The organism is Lampropedia hyalina DSM 16112 (assembly GCF_900129055.1).
Lineage (GTDB): Bacteria > Pseudomonadota > Gammaproteobacteria > Burkholderiales > Burkholderiaceae_C > Lampropedia > Lampropedia hyalina.
The window spans coordinates 59,138-77,626 of the sequence record NZ_FQUZ01000014.1 but is presented as its reverse complement, the minus strand read 5'-3'; the positions used below and the strand labels follow the sequence as shown (position 1 = coordinate 77,626).

Sequence of the window (18,489 nt, the reverse complement as noted above, 5' to 3'; positions counted from 1 at the left end):
AATTCACAAGTTCACAACGAACCTTGTAAAAAACAACGCCGCCATTTTCGTGGGCGACGTGGCCAGTGCAAAACTTGTCAAAACCAGCATAGCCAAAAGCACGCTGGACGCGGGCTGGTCGTCATTGAAAACCGCTTTGGAATACAAGTGCCATCAGGCCGGAGTGGTTTTTGAGGAAGTGAACGAAGCGTATTCAACCCAGACCTGTTCTGCTTGTGGCGGTTTGCCGCCGTCGAGGCCCAAAGGTATCGCAGGTCTTGGAATAAGAGAATGGACGTGCAGCGACTGCGGGGCGGTACACGAGCGCGACGTGAACGCAGCACGGAACATTCTCGCGGCAGGGCATTGCCGTCTCGCTGGAGGAATCCCCTGCCTTTAGGCTGGGGAGGATGTCAAATTCAGGCATTCCCCGATCGTGCATAATTCCCAGCCATGCAAGACACACCCAACGCCGACAGTGCCGAGCTGAAGAAATTCTCGGACCTCGCCCACAAATGGTGGGATGCCACCGGTGAATTCCGGCCACTGCACCAGATCAACCCGCTGCGGCTGGAATGGATCGACCAGATCGCCCCACTCCAGGGCCAGCGCATTCTGGACGTAGGCTGCGGCGGCGGCATCCTCAGCGAAGCCATGGCCCGCAAGAATGCCGCCAGCGTGCTGGGCATCGATCTGGCCGAAAAATCCCTCAAGGTGGCACAACTTCACGCACTCGAAGCAGAAGTCACCAACCTTGCCTACCGCCACGTCAGTGTCGAAGCACTGGCCGACGAGCAGCCCGAGAGCTTCGACATCGTTACCTGCATGGAAATGCTGGAACACGTGCCCAGCCCCGCCTCGGTGGTGCAGGCCTGCGCGCGCCTGGTCAAACCGGGCGGCACAGTGTTCTTCTCCACCATCAACCGCAACCCCAAGTCCTGGCTGTTCGCCATCGTGGGCGCGGAATACATTCTCAACATCCTGCCGCGCGGCACCCACGAATTCGCCAAGTTCATCACCCCCAGCGAACTGGCGCGCTCCATCCGCGATGCCGGGCTGGAACTGCACACCAGCAAGGGGCTGCAATACAACCCCATCACCCAACGCTACTGGCTCAGCGACAACACCGATGTCAATTACATGCTGGCCACCCAAAAGGCCACCGCATGAGCACCCACACCCTGCTGCCCCACAAACCCGAAGCCGTCCTGTTCGACCTCGATGGCACCCTCATCGACAGCGTCGAAGACCTGGGCCAGGCCGCCAACATCCTGCGCCAGCACCACGACCTGCCGAACCTGCCGGTGGCACTGTACCGCCCGCTGATTGGCAGCGGTGCGCGCGGCATCCTCACCGCCGCCTTCCCCGACACCGACCCGAACAGCACCGAATTCGACCAGCTCTGCACCGATTTCTACGACCTCTACGCCCAGTGCATGGGTCAGCAGACCCGCACATTCGAGGGAGTCGATGCGCTGCTGCGCACGCTGGAACAGCACCAGATTCACTGGGGCATCGTCACCAACAAGTCCGAACGCTTCGCCATTCCACTGATTGCCGCGCTGCCCGAACTGCGCCACGCGCCCATACTCATCTGCGGCGACACCCTGGAACACGCCAAACCCCACCCCCTGCCCTTGCAGGAGGCGGCACGGCGACTGGGCGTATCGCCCACCCGCTCCATCTACGTCGGCGACGACCGGCGCGACATGCTCGCTGGCCAAAGTGCCGGCATGCGCACCGTCGCGGCACTGTACGGCTTCATCCCCAGCCCCGAAGCCACCCTGGACTGGCCTGCCGACCAGCGCATCGACCAACCACTGGACTTGCTCAATCTGCTGCATCTGGCGTAGAATGGCAAGTTCCTCTGGGGCTGTCCTGGTTTCGACGTGGGTACGGGTTCGGAGTGGCGCATGTCGAGCTTGGGTCACGCTCGTAAATCTCGATTCAAAAAACTAACTGCAAACGACGATCGTTTCGCACTCGCCGCTTAAATCCGGTGAGCCTTGCAACAGCACGCTGATGGGCTGGGCAAAAAAGTCGCAAGACTTCTAGCTGCAAGGTAATTCACATCAGCTGGCCTTGTTCCGGGCATCTTGGGGCAAGGCGAGACTCAAGGATGCTGGCCTCTTGTGCAGCGTGTGGCTGCGCGGCATGAGGGGCGAGATCAAAACAGACCACTAAGCATGTAGAACTGCCCGGCAAAGGCTTGCGGACGCGGGTTCAATTCCCGCCAGCTCCACCACTGATTCGCCAAGGCCACCCGCTGACACTCAGCAGGTGGCCTTTTGTCATCTGGCAGCACAGTTTCCTGTGTGAAATTGCAAAGATTTTTCGCCTGAAAGGAATCTTCCCGTGAACACCCACTTCTGGAGTGATGGCATTGCCACGCTGGAGCCTTATGTGCCGGGCGAGCAGCCGCGTGTGGCCAACCTGGTCAAGCTCAACACCAACGAGAACCCCTACCCGCCTTCGCCCCGCGTCGCCCCGGCGATGGCCCAGGCCGCAGAGCATCTGCGCCTGTACCCCGACCCGCAATCGCTGGCACTGCGCCAGGCCATTGCCCACTACCATGCGGCTGATGGCATCACGCCGGATCAGGTGTTCGTGGGCAACGGCTCGGACGAAGTGCTGGCCCATGCGTTCCGGGCGTTCTTCGTGCATGGCGGCTTGCCGTTGCTGATGCCAGACATCAGCTACAGCTTTTATCAGGTCTATTGCCAGCTCTACGACATTCCCGCGCAGACAGTGGCCCTGCGCCCCGACTGGCAGATCGGCGTGGCCGACTATGCGGCCATCGGCAGCGAATCGTCGGCTGGCGTGGTCATTGCCAACCCCAATGCCCCCACCGGCGTGGCCTTGCCATTGGCTCAGGTAGAAGCACTGTTGCAGGCATTCCCGCAACGGGTGGTTCTGATCGACGAAGCCTATGTGGACTTTGGTGGCGAGTCGGCCATCGCGCTGGTCAATCGGTACGCCAACCTGCTGGTGGTGCACACACTGTCCAAATCGCGCTCCCTGGCCGGTCTGCGCGTGGGTTTTGCCATCGGCCAGCCGCATCTGGTGCAAGCCCTCACCCGCGTGAAGGACAGCTTCAACTCCTACCCGCTGGACCGTCTGGCACAGGCAGGGGCGCAAGCGGCCTACGAGGACGTGAATTACTTCACCGAATGCACGCAGGCCATTGTGCGCACCCGCGAACAATTGAACGCACAACTGCGCCAGCGCGGTTTCGAGGTGCTGCCATCGGCCACCAACTTCGTGTTTGCCCGCCATCCAGACCATGCCGGTGCCGACATCTTTGCCGCACTGCGGGTGCAAGGCGTGCTGGTGCGGCATTTCGCCAAGCCGCGCATTGCCCAGTTCCTGCGCATCACCATCGGCACACCCGAACACAGCCAGGCCCTGCTGGATGCGCTGGATGTGTTTCTGGCTTCTTCAAACGGTGGCGCATCACCCCAGCGATAAACCACCAAAAAATCCGCCCGAACCAAAACCATGCTGCACAGCAAAACGGTAAAATGGGCGGCTTTTCTTGCAAAAGTGGTTCCTGCGCATGGCCTTTACGGTTATGTGACTTGGTGCTACTGCTGCATCCATTTTCATTTCCCCACTTACTTTTTCCGGGATTTTTTCATCATGGCAATCGAACGCACCCTCTCCATCATCAAGCCCGACGCAGTGGCCAAGAACGTCATCGGCCAAATCTACACCCGTTTTGAAAACGCTGGCCTGAAGATCATCGCTTCCCGCATGGCACACCTGTCCCGCCTGGAGGCCGAGCAGTTCTACGCCGTTCACAAAGAGCGTCCTTTCTTCAAGGACCTGGTGGATTTCATGGTGTCCGGCCCTGTCGTGATTCAGGTGCTGGAAGGCGAGAACGCCATCCTGAAGAATCGTGAACTGATGGGCGCAACCGACCCCAAGAAGGCCGACGCTGGCACCATCCGCGCCGACTTTGCCGACAGCATCGATGCCAACGCCGTGCACGGCTCCGATGCAGCAGAAACCGCTGCCGTGGAAATCGCATTCTTCTTCGCTGGCCTGAACGTGTACTCGCGTTAATCCGAGGCTTAGAACGTGCTTACGATCTCGTCCCGAAGCTGTATGGCTACGCCATACCCTATGGGTTGCACCTCAAGAACCGCATCTGCGGCGTTGAAAATCCTCGCCGGGCCACCAGCCCGGCTGTGGTTTTCGCCTTGCAGCTACGGTTCTTGAGGCACAACAGCACTCGCGCCGAGATCGTAAGCACGTTCTTAGAACCTGTTCATAGGGGCATTCGCTGCCCCTGCTCTCCGGTTCCAACCGCACGGTGCTGTGTTGCGCCGTGCGGTTTTTCGTCATGGCAGAACGCGCATCGAGGCATTGCCGCATTCGGCCACACATAGTATTCTTGGGGAGCGTTTTCCTGACGATCCCACTCTCTCGCACCGCCCTGCCAGGGCACAGAACCATCTCATGACCACGACCGCACCCACTCTCGTCAATCTGCTCAATTTCGACCTGCCAGGGCTGGTGCAGTTTTGCGACCAGATGGGCGAGAAGAAATTCCGGGCCGTACAGCTCTACCGCTGGATTCACCAGCGCGGTGTCTCCGACTTCGAGCAGATGACCGATCTGGCAAAGTCCCTGCGCAGCAAGCTGCAAAGCCGCGCCGTGGTGCAGGCACTGCCGGTCATCACCGAACAGGCTTCCAGCGACGGCACGATCAAATGGCTGTTCGATGTGGGTGCGGGCAATGCCGTCGAGGCGGTATTCATCCCCGAGAAAGACCGTGCCACGCTGTGCGTGTCCTCCCAGGCCGGGTGCGCGGTGGGCTGCCGTTTCTGCTCCACCGGCCACCAGGGTTTCAGCCGCAACCTCAGCACCGCCGAGATCATCGCCCAGCTCTGGTGGGCCGAGCACCATCTGCGCCAACGCTTCCAGACCGGGGAGCGCGTCATCACCAACATTGTCATGATGGGCATGGGCGAGCCGCTGCAAAACTTCACGGCACTGGTTCCGGCTTTGCAGACCATGCTCGACGACCACGGCTATGGTCTCTCGCGCCGCCGCGTCACTGTTTCCACTTCCGGTATCGTGCCGATGATGGATCGCCTCGCGCAACAGGCCCCGGTGGCCCTGGCCGTGTCCCTGCACGCACCCAATGACCCACTGCGCGACGACCTGGTGCCACTGAACCGCAAATACCCGCTGGCCGACCTGCTCGATGCCTGCCAGCGTTACCTGGAGTTCGCCCCGCGCGACTTCATCACATTTGAATACTGCATGCTGGCCGGTGTGAACGACCAGCCCGAACATGCGCGCCAACTGATCGCCCTGCTCAACCACCACGGCAAGGGCAGCAACTGGTGCAAGCTCAATCTGATTCCGTTCAACCCGTTCCCACAATCGGGCCTGCTGCGCTCCAGCAACCAGGCGGTGGAAACCTTTGCGCGCCTGCTCTCCGAGGCCGGCATTGTCACCACGGTGCGCAAGACCCGTGGCGACGACATCGACGCAGCCTGCGGCCAGTTGGCTGGTGAGGTGCAGGATCGCACCAATGCCGCCCAACGCATGAAGGCCCAGCGCACCATCGCGCTGGTGCCTGCCGCTGCCGGGGCGTAATCAGCCATGGGATGGCGGCTGCGCATGTGCTGCCAGTTCCTGCAAAAGCTGGGAAAAACGGTGCGCAGTCCACCGGGCCATCTCACCCAGGGGCCGCCCCTGGAACCACAGCATCCGCACCGACAGCAATGGCAGGGCCAGTGAAGGGCAGTGGACGGCGCGCAGTGGTTTGGGCAGGGTCTGGTACTGGGCGATATTGACGGGCAGAATCGCCCAGCCCAGATCGTCCGCGACCATTTCGGCAATGCTGTAGAAACTGTCGGAACGCCATACCTTCGGGCTGTAGGCGGTTTCCTGCACATCTTCGGCGTGCATTACCAGTTGGCGGTAACGTGCCAAATCCTTGCGCCGCACGGGCTGCTTCTCCAGCAGCGGATGCCCGCTGGCAACGAACACACCCTGCGGCAATGCCCCCAGATGGCGTTGATCGAAGCAGTCGCGCAACGGCCCCCGGTCGAAGTGAAAAGCCAAGTCGGCACGGCCCTGGCGCACATAGTCGGCCACCTCGGTGGCCGTGCCATTGAGCAAGGTCAGCTCCAGATGCGCCGCCCGCCGCGCGATCTCGCGGATCAGGGTGCCGACTGCGGCATAAGGCAAGGCTTCGTCGAAGGCCAGTGCCAGCCGGGCTTGACCCTCCTCTGTCAATGCCCGCGCACGCTGCTCCAGCGCGTGCGCCTGGCGCAGCAGTTCCCGCGCTTCCCGCAACAGCACCTGGCCGGCATCGGTCAAGGTTGCGCGGTGTCTGGAGCGGTCGAACAGTTCCACGCCCAGATCGGCCTCCAGCAGGCCAATGGCCGTGCTCACCGCCGACTGCGCCTTGCCCAGGTGGCGGGCCGCCGCGCTGATGGAGCCATGCTCCACGCTGGCCACAAACTGGTTGAGTTGCTCCAGATTCCATTGCACGACACTCTCCATCTGTTTCAGAGATGGATATTATCTTTTTGAATATCTTGAGCAGATGGAGAATGACAGCATGATTTACCTATTTTGCAAAAGAGAATGATTATGTGGGTGCGTTCCTGGCTGTTTCTGCTGGCTGCTGTGGCCGCCGAGGTGATGGGTGTGACCGTCATGAAACTGGTGGCCGAATCGGGCTCGCTGGTGGCACTGCTGTTCATGTACACGATGATTGGCCTGTCGTTCTGCTTTCTGGCCGTCACCATGAAGCACTTGCCGATGGCATTGACCTACGCCACCTGGGAGACGCTGGGCCTGCTCAGCATTGCCCTCATCGGCCTGCGCTGGTTTGGGGAAAGCCTCAGCCTGTGGAAGCTGCTGGGCATGGGCGTGCTGCTGTTGGGTGTGGTGCTGGTGACGCTGGGAACCCCCAAGGCCACCGCCGCAGAAACAGGAGCCTGAACCATGCAGAATGCCCAATGGATACACTACGCGTTCATGACGCTGGCCATCTTCCTGGAAGTGGCCGCCAATATCTTCATCAAATACTCGGATGGCTTTCGCAGGCGGTGGATGGGCGCGTCGGGCATCGCCTGTATCCTGGCCTCGTTCACGGCCCTGTCCCAGGCGGTCAAGGGCATTGATCTGTCAATTGCCTATGCCCTCTGGGGCGGTACCGGCATTCTGCTGACCACCATTGCCGCACTGATACTGTTCCAGCAGAAACTCAGCCGCACGGGCTGGCTGGGCATTGCCTCGATTGTCGTGGGCATTTCCCTGCTCAAGCTGGCCTGACTGCCCGCCCTGCATCCATGGCGGTTGTGACATTCAGGTGCCGCGCAAAACTTTCAAACTGTGATTGTTCAACCATAATGGCAGGCTGCGGCCACAGGGGCCACTCCTGCTGGCAGTCATTCATGTTGAAAACCGGTTTTGTTCGTTCACCCAGGAGCATCTATCTCAATGCCATTGCGATTGCCCTTGTTTCATGCAGTAGGCCCCGCCTGGCGTTGCGTCTGCGCTGTGGTGGCAGGCTGCGCCACCGCCCTGCTGCTGTCGGCCTGCGCCACGCCGGATGCAGGGTCGGCCAGCCGTGAGGCTGCACGGAACACCTCGTCCGCATCCCCCGAAGTGCAGCGTGCGGCCCGCACCCGGCTGGACCTTGCCACCAGCTATCTGGAGATCAACCGGCTGGATGTGGCCCTGGAAGAAGTGAGCTATGCACTGGCACTCGACCCGGGCATGACCGATGCCTATCTGGTGCGCGGGCTGGTGCTGGCACAGCGGCAGGACTTTGCCGCAGCCAAGGCCGATTACGAGCGTGTGCTGCGCGTGCGCCCCGACGATGCCTATGTCATCCACAATATGGGCTTCCTGCTGTGCCAGCAAAAACAGTACGATGAAGCGCAGGACTGGTTCCATCGTGCCCTGGCCATTCCCGGCTACAGCAGCCGCGCACGCACGTTGATGGCGCAAGGGCTGTGTTTTCAGGCAGCAGGCAAGAGCCATCAGGCCATCGATGCCCTGACGCAGGCGCACGCACTGGAGAGCGGCAACCCGGTGGTGGCCTACAACCTGGCGGCCTTGCTGTACGGTCGGGGCGAGGTGGCCAATGCCCAGGTCTATCTGCGCAACCTGAATGCCTCGGACCTGGCCAACGCCGAAACCCTGTGGCTGGGCATCAAGGTGGAAAATGCCATGGGCAACGCCATTGGCGTGCGCGAACTGGGCAATCTGCTGGGACAGAAGTTCCCGCTTTCCCGAGAATACTCGTTGTATGAGCGAAAGGCTTTTTATGAATGATGTGGACACTTCCGGTCTGACTCCCCAGTCTGCCAATGGCGCAGGAACTGCCGGGCACACGGCAGGCAGCCTGTTGCGGCAATACCGCGAAGAACGCGAAGTGGAGCTGTCGCAACTGGCGGCTGTGCTGAAGGTACGTCCCGAGAAGCTCCATGCACTCGAAAGCGACCAATACGACCAGTTGCCGGGGCTGGTGTTCTGCCGCTCGCTGGCCATGAGTGTGTGCCGCCTGCTCAATGCGGATGCAGCTCCGGTGCTGGCCCTGCTCCCGGCGGTGGCCGCCGATGCCAACAGCCAGTTGCACCTCGAACGCTCGCGGGCCATAGTCAGGAACCATTCCACGCCATTCGCCTCCTCGTCGCCCTCGCTGCTTCAGGGCAAAGGCTCGCGCATCGCGCTGGCGGTGGCGGCCTTGCTGGTGGCAGGCACCGTGGCCTTGTACGTCTGGCCTTCGGATGAAGGCAACCCGGTCGAACGCACCTCCAGCACTGGCACCCGCTCGGAAACCATCATTCCCCCCAGTCTCCCAAGCACTGCGGGCACCCGCACCAGCCCCCCCCCGGTGACGGCTCCCGCCAACACTGCGGCTACAGGGGACGACCCCATTCTGAACCTGGTCACCGGCCTGCCTGCCCTGTCGGGCACCACACCTCCGACGGCCGTCGCCGATCTGGCCACGGCAGCGGCCAATGCAGCCGGTACCACCGCCACGGCAGGCAACGCCGCTACCACAGAAACCACCAGCAACACCCCGGCTGCCGATGCCCCGACACTGCGCATTCTGGCCAAGGACACCGTCTGGGTGCAGGTGCGTGGCGGTGCCAACCGGCGCACCGTGCTGCGCCAGACCACGCTGGCCGCTGGCGAGGAAGTGGTCATCACCCAGGAGCCTCCGCTGCGCGTGGACATCGGGCGCATCAATGCCGTGGAAGTGCAGGTCAATGGCCAGCCCTACGACCTGCAACCCCATGCCAGAGGCACGGTCGCACGCTTCGACCTCGCGCCATGAACTGCTTCTTCCCCTGGTGTCATGGCACCGGGGGAAACCTGCACCGGTGTGCCCGCCACCCGGTGATTTTTTCTTTTCGTATCGACCGACAGCACGCCCTTGTGGCAACGATCCACCGTGAACGACACCCGTACCCCCCCGCCTTCCGCCACCGCCAGCAAGTCCAAATCCATTCAGGCCGTGCGCGGCATGAATGACATTCTTCCGCCCGAATCCGCCCGCTGGGAATGGCTGGAAGACATCGTGCGCCGCCTGATGGCGGGCTACGCCTACCGCAACATCCGCACCCCGGTGCTGGAACACACCGACCTGTTCGTGCGCGGGCTGGGCGAAGTGACCGATGTGGTGGAAAAAGAAATGTACTCGTTTCAGGATCGCACCGACAAGCATGGCGACGGTGCGCACCTGAGCCTGCGCCCGGAAAACACCGCCGGGGTGGTGCGGGCTGTCTCCGAGCACTCGCTGCTGCACGGCGGCGGCCAGCGACTGTATTACATGGCCCCGATGTTCCGCCGCGAACGCCCGCAACGGGGCCGCTACCGCCAGTTCCACCAGATCGGCGCAGAAGCCCTGGGCTACGCTGGTCCAGAAGTGGATGCCGAACTGATCGTGCTGGCGCACGACCTCTGGCAGGCCCTGGGGCTGCATGGCATCAGCCTGCAACTCAACAGCCTGGGGCAGCCGCACGAACGCCAGCAGCACCGCACCGCGCTGATTGCCTATCTGGAGCAGCACCACGACCAGCTTGACGAAGATGCCCAGCGGCGGCTCTACAGCAACCCGCTGCGCATTCTCGACACCAAAAACCCTGCCATGCAGACCCTGGCCGAAGCCGCGCCGCGCCTGCTGGACTTTCTGGGCGAGGAATCGCTGCGGCACTTCGAGGCCGTGCAGGCGATTCTGTCGGCCCACGGCATCACCTGGACGCTGAACCCGCGTCTGGTGCGCGGGCTGGACTACTACAACCTCACCGTGTTCGAGTTCGTCACCGAAGAACTCGGCGCGCAGGGCACCATCTGCGGTGGCGGTCGCTACGACTACCTGATCGAACAGATCGGCGGCAAACCCGCTCCGGCCGTGGGCTGGGCAATGGGAGTGGAGCGGGTGCTGGAGTTGCTGAAGGCCCAGGAAATTGCCACGCCGCAAGCCACACCGGATGTCTATGCCATCGTGCCCGACACCGACAGCCTGCCGCTGGTAATGCAGACCCTCACGCAACTGCGCCGCCAGGGCGTGCGGGTGCAGATGCACACCCCCGCCGACTCGCGCCAGGGCATGGGCAGCTTCAAATCGCAGTTCAAGCGTGCCGATGCCAGTGGCGCGGCCCATGCACTGATTTTTGGCGCAGAGGAACTTTCGCACGGTGAAGTGTCCCTCAAACCCCTGCGCGAGGGCAACGCCAGCCAGTCCACGCTGGCACTGGCCGAACTGGCGCAATGGAGCCAAGCCTTACAATCGCGCCTTTGAAGCCTGTGGGTGCAAGCCATGCCGCGCGGGCACAATGCCCCGCCGCATGGCATGGAACGGGCCGCCAAGGCCACCGCCCTCGCTATCCTGCACCCTGTCTGCCCACCACAACCCTGAACCGCATCTCCCCCTATGGCACAGCATTACAACCTGGAACAGCAAGAACAACTGGCCACCCTCAAGGCTTTCTGGGACAAATGGGGCACGCCCATCGCCATCGTCGCCTTCGCGCTGGCCATCGGGCTGGCAGGCTGGAACGGCTGGCGGTACTGGCAAGGCCGTCAAGCCGCCCAGGCAGCGATTCTGCTCGACCAGCTCAATGTCTCGGCCGCCAGCAACAACCGCACAGCCGCAGAACAGAACTTCACGGTGCTGCGCAACCAGTACGCCAAAACGGCACAGGCCAGCCAGGCAGGCTTGCGACTGGCCAAATTCCAAGCCGAGCAGAAAGAGTGGGATGCAGCCCTGGAAACCCTGCAATGGGTCAGCAGCCAATCGCGTGACGTGGGCCTGCGCGCACTGGCCGTACTGCACAGCAGTGCCATCCTGATGGAGCAGGACAAGCCCGATGCCGCGCTGTCGGCCCTGCAACAATACAGCTTCCCCGCAGAATTCCATGCTCTGCGTGACGACCGCATCGGCGACATCCTGCAACAGCAGGGCAAGACCGCCGAAGCCGTGGCCGCCTACCAGCAGGCACACCGTGCACTGACCGACACCTCCGCCTACCGGCCCCTGGTGGAATTCAAGCTCCAGGCACTGGGTCAGGCTCCCACCCCATCCAGCACCAGCGCGAGCGGCACCCTGCAACGTTGATGCTCCCCTTGATTGGCCCTGCCCCGACCCTTCTTCCTGAACAGGTATTCGCCATGAAAAACACCGCTTCCGCTTCTGCACTTTCGCGGCTCGCGCAATCGCTGCGCCCCCTCCTGCCCGGCTCTGCGGCTGCGGCACCCCGCATGTCCCGGCGCGTGGCGCAACTGGCCGTCGCCGGCAGTGCGGCACTCGTGCTGGCAGGCTGCTCCGCGTTTGGCTCCGGCAAGACCGAACTCGCGCCACTGGCCGCGAATGCAGCGCAATACGCAATCCAGCAAAGCTGGAGCCAGGATGTCGGCCGCCTGGGTGACATCGAACTGACCCCCCATGTGCTGGGCCAGGCCATCACCGTCGCCTCCGAAAACGGCTCCATCACCAGCCTGGACAGCAGCACCGGTGCGGTGCTGTGGCAAACCCGCCTGCGCGACAAACTGGCCGCCGGGGTCGGCAGTGATGGCGACACCTATGCCGTCGTCTCCATTCGCAACGAAGTCATTGCCGTGCGCAACGGTGAAGAACAGTGGCGTTACCGCCTGCCCGCACGCTCCTACACCTCGCCCTTCGTCGCCGGTGGGCGCGTCTTTATCCTGACCGCCGACCGCACCGTCACCGCCCTCGATGCCGACAACGGCGCACTCATCTGGCGCACCGAGCGCGACAGCGAGCCGCTGGTGCTGCAAAAGTCCGGCGTGCTGCTGGCCGTGCGCAACACCCTGGTGGCGGGCTACTCGGGCCGCCTCAGCGGCCTCAGCCCCGACAGCGGCATGGAATACTGGGAGGCACGCCTCATCACCCCGCGCGGCATCAACGACATCGAACGCCTGGTCGATCTGGTCGGACGCTACAGCCGCATCGGTGGCGACATCTGTGTGCAGGCCTTCCAGTCCGCCATCGGCTGCATCAACGCCGAACGCGGCGTGACGCGCTGGAGCCAGCGCGTCAATGGCTCGGTGGGTGTGGATGGCAATGCCAGCACCGTCTTCAGCGTCGAAAACAATGGCCGCGTACAGGCATGGGCACGCAACGACGGCCAGAACCGCTGGCTCTCCGACAGCCTGCAACACCGCAGCCTCACCGCCCCGCTGGCACTGGAGCGCAGCGTCGCCATTGGCGACAGCACCGGCCTGCTGCACCTGCTGGGGCTGGACGACGGCAAGCCCGTGAACCGCATCCAGCTGCACCGCTCCGGCCTGCGTGTCGCCCCCTTCCTGGCGGGCAACCAGGTGATTGCCATTGCCAACAACGGCACCGTGTACGGCCTCACCCCCCAGTAATCCCCCTGACCGACCCCCTCGCCAGCCCCTCCCCTTTCCCTCCAGCACCACATCCATGACACCCGTAATCGCCCTGGTGGGGCGGCCCAATGTTGGCAAATCCACCCTGTTCAACCGCCTCACCCGCACCCGCGATGCCATCGTGGCCGACTTTGCCGGACTCACCCGCGACCGCCACTACGGCATGGCCAAGCAAGGCAAACGCCAGTTCATCGTGGTCGATACCGGCGGGCTGGAGCCTGACACCTCCGGCGGCATCTTCCAGGCCATGGCGCAGCAAACCCTGCAAGCCGTGGCCGAAGCCGATCTGGTGCTGTTCATGGTGGACCTCCGTGCCGGAGCCTCCGCCCAGGATCACGACATTGCCGCCTACCTGCGCAAGCTCGGCAAGCCCACCCTGCTGGTCGCCAACAAGGCCGAAGGCATGAAGAACAGTGCCCAGCTGGCCGATTTCTACGAAATGGGGCTGGGCGAGGTCTATCCCGTCTCCGCCGCCCACGGCCAGGGCGTGCGCGACCTGCTCGATCTGGCCGTGGAAGCTCTGCAACTGCCCGACCTGCCCGAAGCCGATGCCTCTGCCGACGCGGCAGACACCCCCGACAATGTGCCCGACGGCCCCATCCGCATTGCCGTGGCCGGTCGCCCCAACGCGGGCAAATCCACGCTCATCAATGCCTGGCTGGGCGAAGAACGCCTCGTCACCTACGACATGCCGGGCACCACCCGCGATGCCATCACCATTCCATTCGAGAAAGACGGCCGCGAGTACGAACTCATCGACACCGCCGGACTGCGCAAAAAAGGCAAGGTATTCGAATCCATCGAAAAGTTCTCCGTCATCAAAACCCTGCAAGCCATCGAAAAAGCCCACGTCGTGGTGCTGCTGCTCGATGCCACCCAGGGCGTGACCGACCAGGATGCCCACATTGCCGGCTACATCCTCGAATCAGGCCGGGCCGTGGTCGTCGCCATCAACAAATGGGATGCCATCGACAGCTACCAACGCCAGCAACTGGAACGCTCGCTGGAAACCCGCCTGACCTTCATGCGCTTTGCCGCCCAGCGCAACATCTCGGCCCTGCGCCGCCAGGGGCTGGGGCCGCTGTGGCAGGCCATTGGCGCAGCCTACGATGCCGCCACCCGCAAGATGACCACCTCGGTGCTCACACGCCTTCTGCAAGAGGCCATCCAGCACCAGGCCCCGCGCAAGAGCGGCATGTACCGCCCCAAAATGCGCTACGCCCACCAGGGCGGCATGAACCCGCCCATCATCGTCATCCACGGCAACTCGCTGGAAAACGTCGATCACGCCTACCAGCGGTTTCTGGAAAGCTGGTTCCGCAAAGCCTTCAAGCTCGAAGGCACCCCCCTGCGCCTCGAATTCAAGACCTCCGACAACCCCTACGCGGACAAGGGCAAGAAGTAATCCTCACGGACTGCGCATCAAAAAGGAAGAGAACGGGCCATTGGTGAAACCCTCTGAAACAAAGGGTGCCAAGCCGCCGATAGGCAACAAAATCGCACGCCTCCAGAAATATTGAGAATTTATCGCAACTGGAGTGCAGCGTGCGTCGGGAGAATCTACACTGTCGTTGGCGCAGCCGCGTCCGTCATGGGGGCGGTTGTTTTCTTCCAACTCTTCATTGATGATTTTCTATGAGCACTACCTCCAAAACCGGGTTGGGGCATCTTGGCTGGATCGCCCTGTCTGTACTGGGAGCTGCGGCACTGGGCGTGGTTGCCCTGCGCCGGGGCGAGCCGATCAATGCGCTGTGGATCGTGGTCGCGGCGGTGTCCATCTATCTGGTGGCCTACCGTTATTACAGCCTGTTCATCGCCAACAAGGTGATGGGGCTGGATCCGAATCGGGCCACGCCTGCCGTGGTGAACAACGATGGGCTGGATTATGTGCCCACCAACAAGCACATTCTGTTCGGTCACCACTTTGCCGCGATTGCCGGGGCCGGGCCGCTGGTGGGGCCGGTGCTGGCCGCACAGATGGGCTATCTGCCGGGTACGCTCTGGCTGATTGCCGGTGTGGTGCTGGCCGGTGCGGTGCAGGATTTCATGGTGCTGTTCATCTCCAGCCGCCGCAATGGCCGCTCCCTGGGGGAGCTGGTGCGCGAGGAGATGGGGCAGGTTCCCGGCACGATCGCGCTGTTCGGGGCTTTCCTCATCATGATCATCATCCTGGCGGTGCTGGCCCTGATTGTGGTCAAGGCCCTGGCGGAAAGCCCCTGGGGCATGTTCACGGTGATGGCCACCATTCCGATTGCCTTCTTCATGGGCATCTACATGCGCTATATCCGTCCGGGGCGCATCGGGGAGATTTCCATCATCGGGCTGGTGCTGCTGATGCTGTCCATCTGGGCGGGCGGCTGGGTGTCGCAGCATCCCGCCTGGGCAGCGGCCTTCACCTTCACCGGTGTGCAGATCACCTGGATGCTGATTGCCTACGGGGCGATTGCCTCGGTGCTGCCGGTCTGGCTGCTGCTCGCACCGCGCGACTACCTTTCCACCTTCCTGAAGATCGGCACCATCGTCGGTCTGGCACTGGGCATTGTGTTCGTCAATCCCGACCTGAAGATGCCCGCCCTCACCCAGTTCGTCGATGGCACGGGGCCGGTCTGGAAGGGCACGATGTTCCCGTTCCTGTTCATCACGATTGCCTGCGGGGCGGTATCGGGCTTTCACGCGCTGATTTCCTCCGGCACCACGCCCAAGCTGCTGGAGCGTGAACACCACGCACGCTATATCGGCTACGGCGGCATGCTGATGGAATCGTTCGTGGCCATCATGGCGATGGTGGCTGCCTCGGTGATCGAGCCGGGCATTTACTTTGCCATGAACAGCCCGGCGGCACTGGTGGGCACGGATGTCCACAGCGTGGCTGCCACGGTCAGTTCATGGGGCTTCACCATCACCCCCGAGCAGCTCTCGCAAACGGCTGTGGACGTGGGCGAACACACCATTCTGGCGCGGGCCGGTGGCGCACCCACGCTGGCCGTGGGCATTGCCTACATTCTGCACCAGGTGCTGCCGGGTGAAGGCACGATGGCATTCTGGTATCACTTCGCCATTCTGTTCGAGGCCCTGTTCATCCTGACAGCGGTCGATGCCGGAACCCGTGCCGGTCGCTTCATGCTGCAAGACCTGCTGGGCAACTTCATTCCCGCCCTGAAGAAAACCGATTCCTGGACGGCCAACATCATCGGCACCGGTGGCTGCGTGGCACTGTGGGGCTGGCTGCTGTATCAGGGGGTGGTCGATCCGCTGGGCGGCATCAACACCCTCTGGCCTTTGTTCGGTATCTCCAACCAGATGCTGGCGGCGATTGCGCTGATGCTGGGCACGGTGGTCATCATCAAGATGAAACGCCAGCGTTACGCCTGGGTCACGGCCCTGCCCGCGCTGTGGCTCATCATCTGCACCACGGCGGCCAGCCTCATCAAGCTGTTCGACCCGAACCCAGCCGTGGGCTTCATTGCCCTGGCCCACCGCTACAGCGACGCAATGGCAGCAGGCGAGCTGATTGCACCGGCCAAGTCGGTGGAGCAAATGCAGCACATCATCTTCAATGCCTGGACGAATGCCACGCTGACCGCACTGTTCCTGCTGGTGGTCTACAGCATCCTGTTCTACGCCGTGAAAGTGGGCATTGCAGGCTGGCGCAACCCACAGCGCAGCGACCGGGAAACGCCATTCCAGCCGATTCCGGCCACCACCACCTGACCCCGTCACAGCAAGGAGAGCAAGCATGTTCAGCCAATTGGGAAAACTGCGCGAAGCCGGTAGCTACCTGGGACAAGCCGCACGCATGCTGGTGGGTATGCCGGACTACGGCACCTACGTCCGGCACATGGAGAAAAACCACCCCGACCAGCCCTGCATGAGCTACGAGGAATTCTTCCGCAACCGCATCGATGCCCGCTACGGCGGCGGCAAAGGACAACCCGTGCGCTGCTGCTGATCGCGCCACGGCACGCCCGGTTGCCACAGGCCCATGACACCAGCCTCGCCTCCACAGCGGGGCTTTTTTTCGGAATCTGAAGCCACGCCACACACCGGGATGGCCTAGGCGTGACCTGCAATATCCCTTTTGTAATCGGGTAAATACCTATTCTTTAATACATATAACATCATATGATATATTTTCAATCTTCCAACAGACCCATCAGGAGACAGACATGTCGTTAGCAAGCCTCAAGCATTTCATCAATGGTGAATACGTCGCATCCAGCGGCACGGAAACCTTTGATCTCGTCAGCCCGGTCACCGGCGAGGTCAATGCCCGCTCGCCCAATGCCACGCAGGAAGACGTGGACAAAGCCTATGCCGCTGCCAAGGCTGCCGCGAAGGAATGGGGCCGCAGCACGCCATCGCAACGCCAGAAAGCCCTGCTGCAACTGGCCGATGCGGTCGAGAAGAACGGCGAGCGGCTGATCGAGGCGCAAAGCCGTAACACCGGCCAGCTCAAGCACCTGATCGCCTCCGAGGAAGTCGCCACCTCGGTGGATCAAATCCGCTTCTTCGCCGGTGCCGCGCGCTTCCTCGAAGGCAAGGCCACCACCGAATACCTGCCGGGCCTGACTTCCAGCATCCGCCGCGAGCCGCTGGGCGTGGTCGGCCAGGTCGCCCCTTGGAACTACCCGCTGATGATGGCCGTCTGGAAGCTCGCTCCCGCGCTGGCCGCCGGTAACGCCGTGGTGCTCAAGCCCAGCGACACCACCCCCGAAAGCACCCTGCTGTTCGCCGAACTGGCCGCACCCTTCTTCCCCAAGGGCGTCATCAACGTGGTGCTGGGCAAGGCCGATGCCGGTGAGCGCGTGGTCTCGCACAAGACCCCTGCGCTGGTCTCCATCACCGGCTCGGTGCGTGCGGGCCTGCAAGTGGCCGCCTCGGCCGCAGCCAACCTGACCAAGGCCCACCTGGAACTGGGCGGCAAGGCACCGGTGCTGGTGTTCGAGGATGCCGACCTGGACAAGGCCGCCGAAGTGATCGCCATCACCGGCCTGTTCAATGCCGGGCAGGACTGCACGGCCGCGACCCGCGTGATCGTGGCCGAATCGGTGCACGACCAGTTCGTCGCCAAACTGGTCGAGCAGGTCAAGGGCATCCGCTATGGCGAGCCTGACGATCAGGACGCACTGTATGGCCCACTCAACAACGCCAACCAGTTGGAGCGCGTCAAGGGCTTCATCGAACGTCTGCCCGCGCACGCCAAGGTCGAGATTGGTGGCAAGCCGGGCGCGCGTGCCGGTTTCTATTTCGAGCCGACCGTGGTAAGTGGCCTGCAACAGAGCGACGAAGCCATCCAGACCGAAATCTTCGGCCCCATCATCACCGTGCAGACCTTCCGGGACGAAGCCGACGCGCTGGAAAAGGCCAACGATGTCGAGTACGGCCTGGCCTCCAGCGTATGGACGCGCGACCACGGCCGCGCCACGCGGCTGTCACGCGAACTCGACTTCGGCACCGTGTGGATCAACACCCACATCCCGCTGACCGCCGAGATGCCGCATGGCGGCTTCAAGAAGTCCGGTTACGGCAAGGACCTGTCGGCCTACGGCTTCGAGGAATACACCCGCATCAAGCACGTCGCATCGTCCAACGACTGAACCGGGAGCCATGCAC

The 18,489-nt window shown here is 62.7% G+C and carries 18 protein-coding genes and 1 other RNA gene; 18 read left to right on the top strand and 1 reads right to left on the bottom strand.

Annotated features, from left to right (window positions below; genetic code table 11):
- From BUE21_RS07410 to rlmN, 7 genes are all read left to right on the top strand, one after another.
- Positions 1 to 379, top strand: a 379-nt coding sequence (locus BUE21_RS07410; RefSeq protein ID WP_143164453.1) for an RNA-guided endonuclease InsQ/TnpB family protein, incomplete at its 5' end; no start/stop codon positions are given.
- A 53-nt stretch (positions 380 to 432) separates the two neighbouring features.
- Entirely contained in the window at positions 433 to 1,149 is a 717-nt protein-coding gene (gene ubiG / locus BUE21_RS07405) for a bifunctional 2-polyprenyl-6-hydroxyphenol methylase/3-demethylubiquinol 3-O-methyltransferase UbiG (protein WP_073356048.1), read from the top strand.
- On the top strand, positions 1,146 to 1,832 hold the full coding sequence (locus BUE21_RS07400) for an HAD family hydrolase (RefSeq protein WP_073356047.1): 687 nt from the start codon (positions 1,146 to 1,148) through the stop codon (positions 1,830 to 1,832). Before ubiG ends, BUE21_RS07400 begins: the two co-directional genes overlap by 4 nt.
- Positions 1,833 to 1,848: 16 nt before the next feature.
- Positions 1,849 to 2,224, top strand: a transfer-messenger RNA (tmRNA) gene (gene ssrA / locus BUE21_RS07395).
- A gap of 110 nt (positions 2,225 to 2,334) precedes the next feature.
- Entirely contained in the window at positions 2,335 to 3,447 is a 1,113-nt protein-coding gene (gene hisC / locus BUE21_RS07390; RefSeq protein ID WP_073356046.1) for a histidinol-phosphate transaminase, read from the top strand.
- A gap of 171 nt (positions 3,448 to 3,618) precedes the next feature.
- The gene (gene ndk, locus BUE21_RS07385; protein WP_073356045.1) at positions 3,619 to 4,044 is read left to right on the top strand and encodes a nucleoside-diphosphate kinase; all 426 of its coding nucleotides are present in this window, start codon (positions 3,619 to 3,621) and stop codon (positions 4,042 to 4,044) included.
- Between the two features lie 396 nt (positions 4,045 to 4,440).
- Positions 4,441 to 5,589: a dual-specificity RNA methyltransferase RlmN gene (gene rlmN / locus BUE21_RS07380; RefSeq protein ID WP_073356044.1), complete on the top strand. Its 1,149-nt coding sequence runs from the start codon at positions 4,441 to 4,443 to the stop codon at positions 5,587 to 5,589.
- On the opposite strand, the gene BUE21_RS07375 is transcribed toward rlmN, so the two are convergent.
- Entirely contained in the window at positions 5,590 to 6,492 is a 903-nt protein-coding gene (locus tag BUE21_RS07375; protein WP_073356058.1) for a LysR family transcriptional regulator, read from the bottom strand.
- 102 nt (positions 6,493 to 6,594) lie between these two features.
- Here BUE21_RS07375 and BUE21_RS07370 point away from each other — a divergent pair, with 102 nt between their 5' ends.
- The 11 genes from BUE21_RS07370 to BUE21_RS07320 all read left to right on the top strand — a co-directional run bounded on the left by BUE21_RS07370 (position 6,595) and on the right by BUE21_RS07320 (position 18,473).
- Positions 6,595 to 6,948 carry a DMT family transporter gene (locus tag BUE21_RS07370; RefSeq protein WP_234971079.1) on the top strand — a complete coding sequence of 118 codons (354 nt, stop codon included), beginning with the start codon at positions 6,595 to 6,597 and terminating at the stop codon, positions 6,946 to 6,948.
- Positions 6,949 to 6,951: 3 nt separating this feature from the next.
- A complete protein-coding gene (gene mdtI, locus BUE21_RS07365) occupies positions 6,952 to 7,281 on the top strand; it encodes a multidrug/spermidine efflux SMR transporter subunit MdtI (protein ID WP_073356043.1) in 330 nt (109 codons plus the stop codon).
- 168 nt (positions 7,282 to 7,449) lie between these two features.
- Positions 7,450 to 8,289: a type IV pilus biogenesis/stability protein PilW gene (pilW, locus tag BUE21_RS07360; RefSeq protein ID WP_073356042.1), complete on the top strand. Its 840-nt coding sequence runs from the start codon at positions 7,450 to 7,452 to the stop codon at positions 8,287 to 8,289.
- Positions 8,282 to 9,298, top strand: a complete 1,017-nt coding sequence (locus BUE21_RS07355; protein WP_073356041.1) for a helix-turn-helix domain-containing protein — start codon at positions 8,282 to 8,284, stop codon at positions 9,296 to 9,298. Before pilW ends, BUE21_RS07355 begins: the two co-directional genes overlap by 8 nt.
- Before the next feature lie 171 nt (positions 9,299 to 9,469).
- A complete protein-coding gene (hisS, locus tag BUE21_RS07350; RefSeq protein WP_268767827.1) occupies positions 9,470 to 10,765 on the top strand; it encodes a histidine--tRNA ligase in 1,296 nt (431 codons plus the stop codon).
- Between the two features lie 132 nt (positions 10,766 to 10,897).
- A complete protein-coding gene (locus BUE21_RS07345) occupies positions 10,898 to 11,581 on the top strand; it encodes a YfgM family protein (protein ID WP_073356040.1) in 684 nt (227 codons plus the stop codon).
- 53 nt (positions 11,582 to 11,634) lie between these two features.
- On the top strand, positions 11,635 to 12,855 hold the full coding sequence (bamB, locus tag BUE21_RS07340) for an outer membrane protein assembly factor BamB (protein ID WP_159435823.1): 1,221 nt from the start codon (positions 11,635 to 11,637) through the stop codon (positions 12,853 to 12,855).
- A gap of 55 nt (positions 12,856 to 12,910) precedes the next feature.
- Positions 12,911 to 14,281 carry a ribosome biogenesis GTPase Der gene (gene der, locus BUE21_RS07335; protein ID WP_073356039.1) on the top strand — a complete coding sequence of 457 codons (1,371 nt, stop codon included), beginning with the start codon at positions 12,911 to 12,913 and terminating at the stop codon, positions 14,279 to 14,281.
- Positions 14,282 to 14,511: 230 nt separating this feature from the next.
- Positions 14,512 to 16,587: a carbon starvation CstA family protein gene (locus BUE21_RS07330; protein WP_073356038.1), complete on the top strand. Its 2,076-nt coding sequence runs from the start codon at positions 14,512 to 14,514 to the stop codon at positions 16,585 to 16,587.
- A 25-nt stretch (positions 16,588 to 16,612) separates the two neighbouring features.
- On the top strand, positions 16,613 to 16,825 hold the full coding sequence (locus BUE21_RS07325) for a YbdD/YjiX family protein (protein ID WP_073356037.1): 213 nt from the start codon (positions 16,613 to 16,615) through the stop codon (positions 16,823 to 16,825).
- Between the two features lie 217 nt (positions 16,826 to 17,042).
- Positions 17,043 to 18,473 carry a gamma-aminobutyraldehyde dehydrogenase gene (locus tag BUE21_RS07320; protein ID WP_073356036.1) on the top strand — a complete coding sequence of 477 codons (1,431 nt, stop codon included), beginning with the start codon at positions 17,043 to 17,045 and terminating at the stop codon, positions 18,471 to 18,473.
- Positions 18,474 to 18,489 lie beyond the last annotated feature (16 nt).